Genomic DNA, 15,454 nt, shown 5'->3' with positions numbered 1-15,454 from the left:
GTGAACGCCTCCAAACTCCAGTTTCTATTTCATCAATATCGCTTTCTTTACGGATGAGTAATCTCCAGCCTGCAACTTGTAGAAATAAACTCCACTCGGCAGGGTGGCCGCGTTGAATGCGACCGAATGTGTTCCTGCGGTTTCTCGAGCATTAACCAACGTCTCCCTCTCTCTCCCAAGCACATCGTAGACTTTAAGACTAACATAACTGGTTTGTGGAAGCTGATACTTTATCACGGTTGAAGGATTGAATGGATTCGGATAATTCTGATCCAGCTCAAAAGATTCTTGCGCATTGTGGGTCTTGCGAACCGCCGTCGTACTCGCCAGAGGTAAAGTTATTTCCCATAGTCTAGGGGAATTGTTGTTGTAGTTCAAACCTGTTTCGACGACAAACAATTTGTTCCCGACAAGTTCCTCACCAAGAGGTGAGAGGAAGCCTGATACCAGCCTTATCACGTGTGCGGAATAGTTGCCGCTGTCTTTTGTCAATTCGACGAGAAGCAAATCCTGACTCGTGTCTCCGAGTGCTGTGATGAGAGCAGAGTTCTCAAGACATATCACCAAGCCGCCTCCTTGCAGATTCCCTGCGAGCAACGAGTCTCTATCGAAAACGATACCGTCCGGCGACCGATGAGGGGTAAATGTATATATCTTCTTGCCAAGCTGGCTCGCATCCTCCACCTGTCCTGTCGTCGTATCGCGAAAGTGATCCGCATCGGGCCCGTAGCTCGGAATCGGATAGGTGAAAGTAATACTGTCGGGGGCTTGCGGATAAGCCGTATCGTTGCTAAAAGTCTTATATAGATTTCCACCTCCCCACGCATTGGGACTTAACAGTGGATCGGTGTGCGGATCATAAGGTGTAAACTGCTGTGGAGTAAGGTCGGTACTTATCCGCCAGGGAAATCCGTAATGATGTCCTGCTCTGATCCAGTTCAACTCTTCGGGATCGTCGCGGTCGCCGGAATTCTCAACGCCAAACAGATCGCCGTTGCCTGCATACGCAAGGTCGAAGGTATTTCTGATTCCCTCACACAAGAGATATCCGTTGGATCGGAGCCAGTCTCTGTCGTTCTGAAGTACGATATTGTCTCCGTCGATAGGAAGCCTCAATACTATCGAAGTCAACCCCGATTCGCGGTAACCTCCGTTCTCGACTTCACCATGATCCGTGGCCGCTCCACTATTAACATAAATGGAATCTCCGGTCGGATTCAAAACAATTCCGCTCATCCTGTGGTTATAGACATTGCCGTAGGGGTACGGCACGGTTGTCGCAATCATGCTCCAGGTCCGATTCTCGCTACCGGGCGAAACCGGAATACCTTTCACTATGCTCGCCGTTCCGAGAACGGTAGTCGAGTCGTTTCCAACCAGATACATCGTCCCGTCGCTTCCAAATGTCATTCCCAGCGGTGCGTTGAGATGATGATTCGATGTTTGATAAACCGTGGTAAGGGTTGCTGCGGTGGTGTCTGAATTGAAGTTGACACGCTGGATGATGCCGTTATTTTGAAGGACATATAAATTCCCGGAGGTGGGGTCCCTCTTGATCCGGACCGTGTTATAGCCCACCGTTCCCAACAATCTGAAAGTAACACCGGCATATCTTGCTTTGAGCTGTGCATTCACGCAAGGTATGCATATGAACATCGTCAGAAAAAAAACCAGGTACATAGTTTTCCCCGTAAAATGGAACATCTCTGCATCTCCTCTCTGTTATTAAATGGTGCTTCGTTCCTCCAGCACAATTTACCGCTCGCGGATAGAATTGACAAGTGCTATCTAAAGTCGAATGATTAGACGAAAGTGCAGATTTCATTCCGCCTCTGACGATAATTACCCTGATGAGTCATCGGCAGGGAAACCTCACCAGACTATGTAGATCTAACTTGACAACGCACTATGAACTACCTATATTAATTACGCTGGCTTTTCCCTGTTGATGTGGTAATTGATTCTGACAAAAGGAGGTATGCCCCTATGTCTTCAGAAGAAAGTACCGAATCTTCAACTCTCGACCGACGCCGATTTATCACCACTGTCGGCACCGTGCTTCCAGGCATTGCTGTGCTCGGTCTTTCCTTTCTAGTTGATTCATGCAAAAAAAATAATCCGGTAAGCACTTGTGCCGATTGCGCCTCTTCATGTACAACCGGATGCTCCACAACCTGCACGGGGGCATGCAAGGCAACTTGTGCGAATGATTGTACTGGGGCATGCAAAAATACGTGCACGGGCAGTTGTTCCACTACCTGTACCGGGACCTGTACCGGCAGTTGTAACAATACCTGTACTGGTGGTTGTTCCACCACCTGTACTGGTGGTTGTTCCACTACTTGTACTGGCGGTTGTACGGGCACGTGTTCCACCACCTGTACTGGCAACTGTACTGGCAGTTGTAGAAGTACCTGTACTGGCAGCTGTACCGGCAGTTGTTCCCAATATTGTACAACAGGTTGCTATGATACTTGCGAGGGTGGGTGCGTATCGGGTTGTGCGTACGCTTGCGGGTCTACGTGCAGCAGAGGTTGTGCGGTCGGGTGCAGCAGCACTTGCTCGGGTGGTTGTAAGAATGCATGTAGTATGTCTTGCGGAAGCGGCTGCTCGGGTGGCTGCGGCGCGTCTGACTGCACATACACATGCACAGCCGGCTGCGTGCTTGCAAGTTATTGAATGTGCTAACGTCGCTTGTATTCGTTTTTTTTCAGACCATTTTTGATCGGGTCGTCGTTGAAGAATTCGATTTATGATGGATTACATTTTTGGCAAGAATCCGAAGACGTGGGGCGAAGCGGTGGCCAAGAACGTCACGCTTATTGTGACCGAAGACTGCCAGCTCAGATGCCGTTACTGTTATCTCCACGGAAAGAATCACCAAAACAGGATGAGTTTCGATATCGCCCGTCAGACCGTTGAGTATCTTCTTCGCGAGCGGCAAATATTCACCGAACAATCCGTGATCTGGGATTTCATCGGCGGAGAACCCTTCCTCGAAATTGAGTTAATCGATCAGGTCAGCGACTATATCAAGCGCCGCATGTATGAGGAATCTCACCCCTGGTTCAACAGTTATCGATTCAGTTTCTCCACCAACGGCATACTGTACGACCACCCGAAGGTCCAAAAGTATATTGAGAAGAATAAAACGCATCTCAGTATCGGGATTACAATCGATGGTTCCCAACCCAAACACGATATGCAAAGAGTGTATCCGAACGGGAGGGGTTCATACGCCGACGTGGTACGGAACGTTCCTCTTTGGCTCTCCCAGTTTCCGGGATCGGGCAGTAAAGTCACCGTCTCCCACGCCGACCTGCCGTTTATTTTCGAGAGCGTTCTTCATCTTTGGGACCTTGGGATCAAGAGCGTATACATCAATGTCGTATTCGAAAATGTTTGGCAGGAAGGAGATGACATGATCTTGGAAGAACAATTAGTCAAGCTCGCGGACTATGTGCTCTTGCAAAGACTCTTCACGAAAGCCAACGCAACTTTCTTTTCGGATTCGATCGGTCAGCCATTAGATTGTGTACGCGACAACCAGAATTGGTGCGGGGCAGGCAAAATGCTCGCAGTGGATTATAAAGGAGATTTCTACCCCTGCATCAGGTTTGCTCCGTATTCCATGGCCAAACAAAAGCCTCGCTGCATTGGAAATTGTTTCGAAGGCATTGATCAAAATAAGCTTCGCCCCTTTCTTGCTCTTGACAGGGTGAGCCAGAGCTCGGAGGAATGCATCAAGTGCGAGGTTGCAAGGGGTTGTGCGTGGTGTCAAGGGCTAAACTACGATGAAGCGGATTCAGATACGATCTATCAGCGGGCAGTGTTCATTTGTAAGATGCACAAGGCGAGAGTGCGTGCAAATAATTATTACTGGGAACGATTCAGAAAAATTTCGGGTGGACAAGATCGCTCCGCAAATATCAAACAAATTGATTTGCGTTGACAGTGAGATTCCTAATTCTCCCAGTCGACAAATCATCCATTTCATTTTGCTTTTATACCAACCCAAACCTCTCATCAAGCCCTGAGCCGATTCCTAAAGCAACTGTGCAGACCACGATAGATTTCGCCCGCAGCAACGGTTTGACGGTCCAGTTTGTCTACGGAAAGTCAGCCCCCCCGCCTCAACACAGATCCATCATTGAAAGCGTGAATCATGTAAAGATCGTCCCTCTGGCGCTTGCCAAGAAATATCCCGAAGGCATCGTAGTCATTGAATCCGACGAAATAGATCATGCCGCAGATTTCGGACTTGATGCCGGACGAAATGTGATAGTTCGTTTGCCAATAGAATCGATTGCGCGATTAGAGGATATTTTATTCGGCTTATCGGGGGTCTTCCAGCGACTAAATTTACGCATTGTAGGGATGGAGAGAACTACCGAAGCTGATCTGAACCTCTATGATCAACAATTATTGAATATTGCAGACAGGGTGTCAGATTATTATCGTCACGGAAAAATTTTTGAGTTAAACTTCCTTTCAGACAGACTGATTCTGAACAAGATGAAGAACTGCGAAGCTGGTATCGAGCATCTCACCGTGGGCTCAGATGGCCGGTTGTATCTCTGTGCTGGATTTCTCTATGACAATCCCGAGGATTCTGTGGGCAGCCTTGGAAAGGGAATACATATTCCAAATTCTGAACTTCTTCGCCTTGATCACGCGCCGATTTGCAAACAATGCGATGCATATCAATGCCTGCGTTGTATATATCTCAACAAGAAACTGACGTACGAGGTCAACACCCCTTCGAATCAACAGTGCGTCGCTTCTCACAAAGAGCGAACGGCAACCGGAAAGCTTCTCGGCATTCTAAGAGACATCCCGGCTTTTGCAACCGTGAACGATGTATCGTCGATAGATTACGAGGATCCCTTAGCCGTTCTGCATCGCTTTAAGGAGCCACACGCGGGGACTATTTATCCAAATCCGATACCCATCAAAATGAACGAAGGTCTACAATCTGAATTCGTTGTAATCGAGGAGACAGACCGAACATTTACCCCTATGAAAACAGGGTTTGCCGAAATGTCGGTTCTAGAAGTCTTAAAGATGGTACTTGATACGCAGAAAGAGATTTTGGGAATATTGAAGAAAGGAGCCGAACCATTAATGGTCACGAATAAAAATAACGGAAATTCGAATCTCGAACCTGAGCCGAACTCTACCGGTACGCCGACGAAAAAAATAGTTGGAAAAGTGACTCCCGCCGAACGAGATGAGATACGAGCACTTTTCGAACGAAAAAACGGCCTCACCGAATTATTCAAATCACTTAGCAACCTTAGCAAAACTGCACTTGATGAAAGTTCGTTATACGAACGAATAGTAGCTGACATGGGAGACGTTTCGGTCCGTTACCAGAATTGGTGGGACGGCATGCGCAAAAACTATTCGTGGGAGAACCGCCCTGGATACAGATGGGAAATCAACTTTGAATCTTGCGAGATTTATCTCGAGAAAGAATGATCCACCATCACGGCAATGATTTAACAAAAGTTAGATAGCAATCGAGAATATTAAATAGAAATTTCTATTATCACCGCACCCATCCTCCCAAGATAATCCCTGCATGCATCCGGTTCTTAAGCAGAATGAAATCAAACTTGCCAACGCCTAGAACGAAACAATCATAAGGATTTTGATAACACTGTCATCGTCCATCTTCAACTCTGACATGGTTTGCTGTGTCCCCTTTATTTCACCAACAGTGCCTTCTTTGTCGAAGAATAATTGCCCGCTTGAATTCTGTAGAAGTACAGACCACTCGGCAGACTGCCAGCATCAAATCTGGCAGAGTGACTACCCGCGGACTGCCGCTCATTCACCAATGTCTTTACTTCGCGACCCATCACGTCATAGACTTTCAACGTGACATGGCTGGCTGCTGGCAAGCGATAACCGATGACCGTCGATGGGTTGAATGGATTGGGATAGTTTTGATATAAAACATATTTGGAAGGCACCGGAGGAAGGTTTTCATTCACAGAGGTGATCACATCTGAGATTGGTATCTGCCATGCACCACTTTGCGTGCCGACAAAAAGGTACTTTGGGGTTGCAACCATGGCGGTAACGGAACTTCCCGCAAAGGCACTGTCGTTGACATCGATCCATGTTTTGCCTAAATCATGCGTCACGTAAATCTCATGGCCGTAAAAGGTCGATGAACTTACTTCGATATAAGCAAATAATAGAGTGTCTGATGTGGCGAAACTACACAGCGTAATGCTCGCTGAATCGGAAAAGGGAAGCCCAACACTTCTGTCCAGCCACGCGGTACCTCCACTATAAAGGAATATTCCACGTGTCGTGGCCACAAAGACGTTAGTATCCAGGGATGTTATCGCGGATTCTGAAACCGAGTCTAATCCGATCGGCGTCCAGGATATACTGTCCGCCGAAGTCCGATATGCACCTTTCCCATTGAGGGCCTCGATAACGTAAAGATTCGATCCGGCAGAGGTAATTCCGACAGTACCGTAGTTCATATACTCGGGAGGAAACGGCGGCGGTCCCAAGTTTAATCCCAAGGTGTCGGCGGTCCACGACGTGCCATTGTCCGTAGAGCCCAGGACACCATTGGTTGTCGCTGCATAAGTCACCCCGTTCAAATATGTCATGCCGTTGACATTTGTATTTGGGGGTAATCCTTGCCCGGCTGCGCTCCATGAATTCCCGTTGTCAGAAGATCGATAAAGGCTGACCGGAGCGTTCGTACCGGCAAAAAGATATCCACCGCACTTGTTTAGAGAAAAGATTGAATCGGTTCCCATTCCGGTCGGTATGACGCGCGACCAGGTGTTCCCGCGGTCTGTTGATCGAAGAAATGCGCCGTTGAACCCACCTATAAAGATAGTACTGTCGTTTATAACGAGAATGCCGGATATGCGCACATACTGCAACTCCGAGATTGCAGACCATTGCGCGAATGCTTCACCGGCACAAAGCATTAAGATGGATGATAAAACCAACTTGAGAACAAACCGTGTCTTCACTTTCCCCCTCCCCCTATTGCTTAAACTTAATCATCGAGTTAGTCCGTGACATCACCGGCAGAAATAGACTGAGCGGTCTAGGTATAGAGGCGTTGTCCTCTGTTGTAACAGTCTTTGAGGTGCCGTCGAACCTACAGGTTATCTTGTAGGAATAGCCGTTTGCGATCTGTTGCGAGGCAGGATAAGCGTCAGCAAGTGAAAAAAGATTGAGGGATCGAAATGCAGCTTTGAAAGTGTCGAATTCGCTCGAGGTCAGCTGGTACATGTAGCTGGATTGATTTGATCCATTGACAAATTTGTAATCAAGTTCAGCAGACCCGGTTGAGTCGATGGTGGTGTGCTGGCTCGTCCCCGCAGCCCCGCCCGTGATCCAATACTCGTAAGTTGCTGACTCAGGAATCGAGTTGTGCCCTTTGCTCCCGAGTGAATTGCAGCCGGCAATCGCGATTCCTACACAAATACCAGACAATATCAACAATCCATGAAGAAACAGCGTTTTCATTTTGCCCTCCTTTTTTATTTTTCCAAAAGGAGTCTCTGCCACTTTGGAGCAGGGCTCTATTCACCTTGCAACAAAATTCAAACCACGTAATGATGCTGCATACGCAAGAAGGTAGTCTGGGTAAAATTGAAAGTCAACACCACAACCAGGCTTTTCACCTTCGTCTTAAAACGAAAGAGGCAGCATGCTGCCATGCCGCCTCCTGCGATTTACACCCTATTCTGTTTACTGCGCCGTTTGCAATCGGCAACAGGTGTTGGTGTGGTCTGCCTTCTCTACTCGAACAAATCCGCTTGCTCTTTACCGTTCCTACCGTTACCGCTTTCCTCTTCGCCTTCTTCAGCAAGAACTCTTGCAACAGCGGCAATACTGTCGCTCGGCTGGATCTTTATAAGGCGAACGCCCATCGTGTTTCTTCCAGCGAGCTTGATCTCTTTCACATGCTGACGAATCAAGAAACCTTTCGACGTCACGATCATTATGTCATCGTTGTCGATCACTTCCTTTATCGAAAGCAGTTTGCCATTCTTGTCGCCGGTCTTAACGGTGATGAGTCCTTTACCTCCACGGCGGCGCGGAGAGTATTCTCCAACCTCGCTCCGTTTTCCAAAACCTCTGTCGGTAACAACGAGCACGCTTGCTCCGGGCCTGCTGATTACAATCATGCCGATTACTTCGTCGCCTTTTGCAATCTTCATGCCTCTGACGCCGCGTGCATTACGTCCCATCTCGCGGACATCCCTCTCGTTAAATCTTAAAGCAAGCCCATTCTTGCTTCCGATGATTACGTCTTGCTTTCCATCCGTGAGCCACGCATCAATAAGCCTGTCGCCTCTATCAAGGCCGATCGCGATGATGCCGACTTTCCGCGGATTCGAGAATTCCTTCAGCGCGACTCTCTTTACTGTTCCGCGCTTTGTCACCATGGTGACAAACATATCTTCTTCAAAGTCTTTGACCGGAAGGAACGCCGTGATTTGCTCATCCGGCATTTTCCCGATCAGGTTGATGATGGACCTTCCGCGCGATGCTCGACCGCCCTCGGGAACTTCATGCACCTTCAGCCAGTAAGCTCTCCCCTTATCTGTGAAGAAAAGTATGTACTGGTGTGTAGAAGCAATAAACATGTGTTCGACGAAATCGTCTTCGCGCGTCGACTGCGCCGTGACTCCTTTTCCGCCGCGGCTTTGGCGCCTGTAACCGCTGACGGGATACCGCTTGATGAAACCATTGTGCGTGATCGTAATGACGACATCCTCCTCAGCTATCATATCTTCGATGCTGAATTCAGATGCCTTTTCAATAATCTCCGTCCGGCGCTCGTCGCCATAATTCTTTTTGAGATCGATCAATTCATCGCGAATTATTTCCATCCGCATTGCTTTGCTGGCGAGTATTGCCTTCAGTTTTTCGATAAGCTTTATCGTCTCGCGGTATTCATCTTCGATCTTCTTTCTTTCCAGTCCTGTGAGCCTCTGCAGCGTCAGAGCAAGAATAGCTTTTGCCTGAATTTCGCTGAGTTTGAATCTCTTCATCAAAGCCGTCTTCGCTGATTCTGGGTCCTTCGATTTCTTTATAAGCTGTACCACCTCGTCAATGTTATCGAGAGCTATTTTATAACCCTCGAGAATATGCGCGCGCTTCTCTGCTGCATCCAGATCGAACTTCGTTCTACGGACAACGACCTCATGCCTGTGCTCGACGAAGTATTCCATCATCTGCTTCAGATCAAGTACCTTCGGCACGCCGGCGACAAGGGAAAGCATTATCACGCCGAAGGTCGTCTGCATCTGCGTATGCTTGTAGAGATTGTTGAGAACAACTTGCGGCTCCGAGTCGCGTTTTAGCTCGATCACTACCCTAATTCCGTCCCTGTCCGATTCATCTCTGATATCAGAGATATCTTCAATTTTCTTCTCTCTCACGAGGTCAGCGATCTTCTCGATAAGATTCGCTTTGTTGACTTGATAAGGAACTTCCGTTATGACGATGTTTACTCTTCCGCTTTTCTGGGTCTCGATGTTTGCTTTTGCACGCAGGATGATTCTGCCGCGTCCGGTCTTGTATGCTTCCTTGACTCCCTCGTAGCCGAAAATTATTCCGCCGGTCGGAAAATCAGGCGCCTTTATGATTTTGATCAGCTTATCAATGGCAATGTCCTTATCCTTTATCAAAGCAATAATTGCATCGACGGTGTCGGAGAGATTGTGCGGCGGGATGTTCGTTGCCATACCGACCGCAATTCCGCTTGCGCCGTTGAGAAGAAGATTCGGAAGGAGCGACGGAAGGACAAGGGGCTCTTTGAGTGATTCATCGAAGTTAGGTGCAAAGTCGACGGTGTTCTTCTCGAGATCGCGGAGCATTTCTCCTGCAATTCTCGAGAGTCTCGCTTCGGTATAACGCATTGCCGCGGGCGAGTCTCCGTCTATCGAGCCGAAGTTGCCCTGTCCGTCGACGAGCGGGTAGCGCATCGAAAAGTCTTGCGCCATCCTGACGAGTGTGTCATAAACCGCGACATCTCCATGCGGATGATATTTACCGAGAACCTCGCCGACTATTCTCGCGCATTTTTTGTACGGCTTGTTGTAATCGAGACCGAGCTCCGACATTCCGAAAAGGACTCTCCTGTGTGCCGGTTTGAGTCCATCGCGTACGTCGGGTAGCGCACGGGCCACGATGACCGACATTGCGTAGTCTATGTACGAACCCTTTATCTCGTCCTCTATGTCGACTGGAACTAATTTCTCATTTAATGACATTTTATAATCCTAACTATTCAGGCAATCTGCACTTAGTTCTGTTCTCGCCAGATAAAATTCCCATCATGGTTGATGTACCCGTGTTCATAAAGAGTTTTGACCTCAGCAAGGCCTTTAAAAAAAGGAGCGGCACTTGCAAATCTCGGTTTGATGACCATGGTGCCTGCGGTGTCCGCATAGCCCCAAAACTCACCGACCTTCACCGCAACTAATCCTTCCGTGTACCAAAGGGCATTTTCAAACTCTAATTGAAACGCGTTGGCACCGTCTTTGGTAATAAACCTCCAAACGCTGTCTTCCCTTACCAGAGCCCGTCCGTCGAAAAAACTTCTTGCATCATCGAATCGCTCTGGTATTCTCTCTTCGCCCCTTGAATTTATATAACCCCACTTCCCATTTTGTTTTACAGGCGCAAGGCCGCAGGAAAAAGCTCTTGCCCTCTCATATTGCAGTGGAATAACCACATTGCCAGCCGTGTCCAGATAACCGCACCTTCCTTCCAGCGAAACATTTGCAAGCCCCTCAGCAAAATCCCCTGCAACGTCGTACTTGAAATCTATGACGACATGTCCAGCTCTGCCAATGTACCCATACTTATCGGAGCTGAGGAACGGAAGGAAAAAGGAATGCTTGAGCACCCATGCTCTACCACAATGGAAATCACCGGCTTTCGGATAATCATGAGAGATCACTTCGTGTCCCGACGTGTCCATGAAACCCCATCTTGGTCCTAATAGAAATACATCCTCTTCAGTCAGAGCTAGTCCCTCCGAAAACTGTGGTACTCTCTCAAGAGTCGGTTGTACAATGATATTTCCGGCCGAATCGATGAATCCGTACCGTCCGTTCTCCAAAATCGGGTATCGGTTCTCCTGTGCCATGGCGAGAGAGCTAACCCCTGCAATGAAAAATGACATTCGGACCAACAGCAAATGTATCCGACTATTCTGCGAGGATGACAAGATCACCATTGAAAAGCCTCTCCACGCATCGATACTTCCATCGGTCTAGCCATAGGCGTCAAAGTCCCACCTTATTCAACAGGAAATCCAGTTTTCCGCGGAATCCGAGGCTGTAACCAAACTTCGACGCCGTCCCTCTCCCGTAGTGCTCAATGTAATCGGAAATATCGAAATTCCGAAGCAAGTATCCCATGGATTCCGCCGCAGAAAAATTTTCGAGCGTCGGCATGCCGTGGTGCCTGAAAGGCGGAAGATCGAAATACACTTTTCGCCGCAACATCATATATGGTGAGAGTAAAACTGTTATTGTCCCATCTTCTGCGGCGAAGCCTCTTTTATTGACCTTGTCGAGCTTCCCCACACCATACACCTTTTCATTCTGATTGAACTCGTCCAACATTAGCTCAACGAACCCGCCGCGCCTGGTTTCCGTATCGGTGTCCAGGAAGAAAACGATTTCCTTTTCAATTGATCTTGCTGCTCTATCCATCGCCGGACCATGGAAATAATTTTGTTCCAGCATGATCGACTTTGTGCTTGACGGATTAGATCTGACAAACGATTCAATTACTTCAACCGACTGATCGTTTGATCCGTTGTCCACAATGACCAATTCGACATCCGGATAAAATTTCCTGAATGATCTCGCCGAAGTTTCAAGAAGGTCCGGCGTACGATAGTTTACGATAACTGTGGAAATATCTCTAAACGTCAAGGTTCCGGACATACTTTGCATTTTTCTCGATGAAGTTCTTGCGCGGCTCGACTTCTTCGCCCATCAAAATCGAAAACGTTCTGTCCGCTTCCGCTGCATTTTCGATGCTGACTTGAAGCAGCGTTCTTTTCGCCGGATCCATCGTGGTGTCCCAGAGTTGTTCCGGATTCATCTCGCCGAGACCTTTGAATCTCGAGACAACGACCTCGCCTTCATCCCCCTTTTTTATTTTCTTGATCAGGTCGTCTCTCTCATCCTCGCTGTACGCATACTCCTCGGCTTTTCCCTTCTTGACTTTATATAACGGCGGCTGTGCTATGTAAACTTTTCCGAGCTCGACAAGCTCCTTCATGTACCGGAAGAAAAAAGTGAGAAGGAGAGTTCTAATGTGGCTTCCGTCTACGTCGGCATCTGCCATCAGGATGATCTTTCCATACCGGGCTTTCGAGGCATCAAACTCCTCCCCATCGCCGATACCAGCGCCGATTGCCTGCACGATCGCACGGATCTCATCGTTTTCAAGAATCTTGTTCATCCTGGCCTTTTCAACATTCAGAATTTTTCCCTTCAACGGAAGTATCGCCTGGAACTGACGGTCTCTTCCTTGCTTGGCCGAACCACCCGCGGAGTCTCCTTCGACGATGAATATCTCGCAATGTTCCGGATCGTTGATGGAGCAGTCGGCAAGTTTGCCCGGCAGGTTCGACGATTCAAGCGCATTTTTCCGGCGGACAATATCGCGCGCCTTGCGAGCCGCCTCGCGCGCCTCGGCTGAGTTTACCGCTCTCTCAATGATTTTTTTTGCAGATCCCGGATTACCTTCAAGGTACTCGCCCAGCTTATCGTTCACGATAGTCTGGACGATGCTTTCAACTTCCCCGTTGCCGAGTTTCGTCTTTGTCTGGCCTTCAAACTGCGGCTCCGGCACCTTCGTGCTGATAACGACCGTCAATCCTTCTCTAAAGTCGTCGCCGGTCAGGTTAATCTTATCAGACTTAACCAGATTATTTTTGTCGGCATAAGATTTCAATGTCCTGGTAAGGGCGCTCCTAAATCCGCTGACGTGTGTGCCGCCTTCAACCGTATTAATATCGTTGACATACGAAAATAGATTCTCTCTATAATCGTCGCAATATTCGAGCGCGATTTCAACACTTACCCCTTCTCGCTCGCCGGAAATAAAAATCGGCTCTTTCGTAAGCGTTTTCCTTGTACCATCAATGTAACGGACGAATTCAGTAATACCGCCTTCGTAGTGAAACTCTTCTTCGTTCCCATCACGCTTGTCCACAAGTTTTATTTTAATTTCCGGGTTCAGGAAAGCGAGCTCTCGCATCCTTTCTGCAATAGTCTCGAACTTGTAGTTGCGATTCTTGAAAATCTCCCTGTCGGGGACAAAAGTCTGAGTTGTGCCGGTCCTCGAATCTTTCCCGATAACTTTCACTGGCTCGACGGGCTCGCCACGCTTATATTTTTGATAGAAGATTTTTCCTTCGCGGTACACCTTAGTCTCCATAACCTCCGAGAGCGCATTGACAACCGAAACGCCGACTCCGTGCAGACCGCCGGAAACCTTATACGTCGATTTGTCGAATTTTCCGCCCGCGTGCAGCATCGTCATCACTACTTCGAGTGCAGACTTTTTTTCCTGTGGATGGATGCCGGTGGGAATGCCGCGGCCGTCGTCTTCAACCGTTACGCTTCCGTCTTTGTTGACGGTTACGCTAATGTTCTTGCAGTACCCTGCGAGCGCTTCGTCTATGGAGTTGTCAACCACCTCATAAACCAAATGGTGCAATCCCCTCTGCCCGATATCGCCGATATACATAGCGGGACGTTTCCGGACGGCTTCGAGTCCTTTCAGGACCGTTATGCTTTCTGCCGTGTACTCTCTGCCGTTTTCCGCTTTGTTCACCAAGTCTTTTTCCGGTTTTCTGTTCGCTATATCCGTGTGAACTCTTTCTTCTGCTCTATCTTTATCTTTTGGCGGCTTACCTTTGCTCTTCGGCTTTTTCGATCTCGCCTTGGTCGCCGCATCCTTCTTTAGCATGAACAACCTCGTCTAAATAAAAAATACATTTTCAACTCCAGAATCGGGATAGTTCTCTCTTATCTTTTTCAATATTGTCGCCTTCGCAAAGATCAGTTCGTTTCGCCATGCACTGTTTTTTGCCTGCACGTATAGCGTGCCGTTTTCAATTCGGACGATCTCCGTGTTTTTCCCGATCATATCGCCGACAATTTTCTCCCAGTTACCAACGACTTCGAAAGCCCGCAGTTTCTCCGATATACCATCCTGACTCGTGAACTCTTTTATCAAATCTCCTACCCGCCTCGCATCATGGCTGCCATGGTGGGCATCTTGTCTAAAGTCGGACGTTGTCATAAGCCATATTCCCTTCGCGGACAAAGTGGAATTTTGTCTCTCTCATGTCGATCAGATTTTCGTCGAAACTCATCATATCCGTCGCGGTTATGAATGCCTGACCCAGAGTAGAAACAGCCTGTATTGTTTTTGTCGCACGCGAATAATCAAGCTCGGTCATTACGTCGTCCAACAGCATAACCGGCGTTTCAGCTAGCTTTGTCTTGATGTAATGAAACTCCGCAATCTTCAGCGCAACGAGAAAGGTCTTATGCTGACCCTGTGACGCAAATTCACGGATCGGCATATTGTTCAACACAAAGGCGATATCGTCGCGGTGGGGTCCAGAAAGGGTTGCTCCACGGATCCGTTCCATCTTAGCCAAGTGACTGAGTGATGCATAAAATGACTCCGAGACGTTCGTCCCACGTTCGTTTAGCCCAAACGACGGCGTATACCTAAGCGCCGGCGCCTCGCCATATTCAACCAAGGTGGAATAGGCAGACGAAAACGTCGCTTGAAACTCACCAACAAATTCAGTTCTTTTCATCATCACTTTTGATCCGTGGGACACCAGTGCATCTGTCCAGGCCATCATAACCTCAGTATCAAGCGACCCCGTCGACTTGCCATCCAAAAGAATTTTATTTCTTTGCTTCAACGCCCGTCTGTATTCTATCAATTCTTCCAGATACGAACGTGATATCTGCGAGAGCACCATGTCCATAAACATCCTCCGCTCGCTCGGTGCGCCCGTGGTCAGCGCGAAGTCCCCCGGCGACAGCACCACGATGGGAAACATCCCGATCACGTCCGCACTTTTCTTGATCTCGTTGCCGTCGATGAAGATCCTCTTGCCCGCATCGATCGAGTAGACCACGCGGGCATTGTTGACGAACCCCTTTTCATTCTCCAGGATAGCATCCACAGCGAATGAATCGCTGCCAATTTTTACTATTGCTGCATCTGCCTGGTGCAGAAAACTCTTCGTAAGACAGACATATGAAAGCGCCTCGAGGATACTCGTTTTCCCCTGTGCGTTTGCGCCTGTTATAAAGTTTACTCCCGGGCTGAATTCAAGCGATGAGTCGACATGGTTTCTAAAATTTGAAAGCTGAATTCTCTTTACTCGCATTAATCG

Annotated in this window: 11 protein-coding genes; 2 read left to right on the top strand and 9 right to left on the bottom strand. The window is 48.2% G+C overall.

The window, feature by feature from the left end:
- Positions 1-24 precede the first annotated feature (24 nt).
- Positions 25-1,704, bottom strand: a complete 1,680-nt coding sequence (locus VLX91_14910; protein HUI31498.1) for a T9SS type A sorting domain-containing protein — start codon at positions 1,702-1,704, stop codon at positions 25-27.
- A 1,051-nt stretch (positions 1,705-2,755) separates the two neighbouring features.
- Here VLX91_14910 and VLX91_14905 point away from each other — a divergent pair.
- Entirely contained in the window at positions 2,756-3,952 is a 1,197-nt protein-coding gene (locus VLX91_14905; GenBank protein ID HUI31497.1) for a radical SAM peptide maturase, CXXX-repeat target family, read from the top strand.
- 2 nt (positions 3,953-3,954) lie between these two features.
- Positions 3,955-5,481 carry a CXXX repeat peptide maturase gene (locus VLX91_14900; protein ID HUI31496.1) on the top strand — a complete coding sequence of 509 codons (1,527 nt, stop codon included), beginning with the start codon at positions 3,955-3,957 and terminating at the stop codon, positions 5,479-5,481.
- Between the two features lie 227 nt (positions 5,482-5,708).
- On the opposite strand, the gene VLX91_14895 is transcribed toward VLX91_14900, so the two are convergent.
- From VLX91_14895 to recF, 8 genes are all read right to left on the bottom strand, one after another.
- Positions 5,709-7,010 carry a T9SS type A sorting domain-containing protein gene (locus VLX91_14895; GenBank protein ID HUI31495.1) on the bottom strand — a complete coding sequence of 434 codons (1,302 nt, stop codon included), beginning with the start codon at positions 7,008-7,010 and terminating at the stop codon, positions 5,709-5,711.
- 13 nt (positions 7,011-7,023) lie between these two features.
- Entirely contained in the window at positions 7,024-7,512 is a 489-nt protein-coding gene (locus VLX91_14890; protein ID HUI31494.1) for a hypothetical protein, read from the bottom strand.
- Positions 7,513-7,787: 275 nt separating this feature from the next.
- Positions 7,788-10,271, bottom strand: coding sequence for a DNA gyrase subunit A (gene gyrA / locus VLX91_14885; protein HUI31493.1), 2,484 nt, complete (start codon positions 10,269-10,271; stop codon positions 7,788-7,790).
- 32 nt (positions 10,272-10,303) lie between these two features.
- Positions 10,304-11,188 (bottom strand): WG repeat-containing protein, encoded by an 885-nt coding sequence (locus VLX91_14880; GenBank protein ID HUI31492.1) that lies wholly within the window; start codon positions 11,186-11,188, stop codon positions 10,304-10,306.
- A gap of 103 nt (positions 11,189-11,291) precedes the next feature.
- On the bottom strand, positions 11,292-11,960 hold the full coding sequence (locus VLX91_14875) for a glycosyltransferase (protein HUI31491.1): 669 nt from the start codon (positions 11,958-11,960) through the stop codon (positions 11,292-11,294).
- Positions 11,938-13,998 carry a DNA topoisomerase (ATP-hydrolyzing) subunit B gene (gyrB, locus tag VLX91_14870; GenBank protein HUI31490.1) on the bottom strand — a complete coding sequence of 687 codons (2,061 nt, stop codon included), beginning with the start codon at positions 13,996-13,998 and terminating at the stop codon, positions 11,938-11,940. The genes VLX91_14875 and gyrB overlap by 23 nt, the downstream gene beginning before the upstream one ends.
- A 12-nt stretch (positions 13,999-14,010) precedes the next feature.
- A complete protein-coding gene (locus VLX91_14865; protein ID HUI31489.1) occupies positions 14,011-14,334 on the bottom strand; it encodes a DUF721 domain-containing protein in 324 nt (107 codons plus the stop codon).
- The gene (recF, locus tag VLX91_14860; protein HUI31488.1) at positions 14,315-15,448 is read right to left on the bottom strand and encodes a DNA replication/repair protein RecF; all 1,134 of its coding nucleotides are present in this window, start codon (positions 15,446-15,448) and stop codon (positions 14,315-14,317) included. The genes VLX91_14865 and recF overlap by 20 nt, the downstream gene beginning before the upstream one ends.
- Positions 15,449-15,454: the final 6 nt, after the last annotated feature.

Source organism: Candidatus Acidiferrales bacterium (genome assembly GCA_035515795.1).
GTDB lineage: Bacteria > Bacteroidota > Ignavibacteria > Kryptoniales > JAKASW01 > JAKASW01.
The sequence above is the reverse complement of the archived record's forward strand: the minus strand, read 5'-3'. Positions and strand labels throughout refer to the sequence as shown.

Excerpts from the sequence above, each read along its gene's own strand:
- VLX91_14910 (HUI31498.1), bottom strand. The coding sequence starts at position 1,704 with ATGTTCCATTTTACGGGGAAAACTATGTACCTGGTTTTTTTTCTGACG.
- VLX91_14905 (HUI31497.1), top strand. The coding sequence starts at position 2,756 with ATGGATTACATTTTTGGCAAGAATCCGAAGACGTGGGGCGAAGCGGTG.
- VLX91_14890 (HUI31494.1), bottom strand. The coding sequence starts at position 7,512 with ATGAAAACGCTGTTTCTTCATGGATTGTTGATATTGTCTGGTATTTGT.
- gyrA (HUI31493.1), bottom strand. The coding sequence starts at position 10,271 with ATGTCATTAAATGAGAAATTAGTTCCAGTCGACATAGAGGACGAGATA.
- VLX91_14880 (HUI31492.1), bottom strand. The coding sequence starts at position 11,188 with ATGTCATTTTTCATTGCAGGGGTTAGCTCTCTCGCCATGGCACAGGAG.
- VLX91_14875 (HUI31491.1), bottom strand. The coding sequence starts at position 11,960 with ATGTCCGGAACCTTGACGTTTAGAGATATTTCCACAGTTATCGTAAAC.
- gyrB (HUI31490.1), bottom strand. The coding sequence starts at position 13,998 with ATGCTAAAGAAGGATGCGGCGACCAAGGCGAGATCGAAAAAGCCGAAG.
- VLX91_14865 (HUI31489.1), bottom strand. The coding sequence starts at position 14,334 with ATGACAACGTCCGACTTTAGACAAGATGCCCACCATGGCAGCCATGAT.
- recF (HUI31488.1), bottom strand. The coding sequence starts at position 15,448 with ATGCGAGTAAAGAGAATTCAGCTTTCAAATTTTAGAAACCATGTCGAC.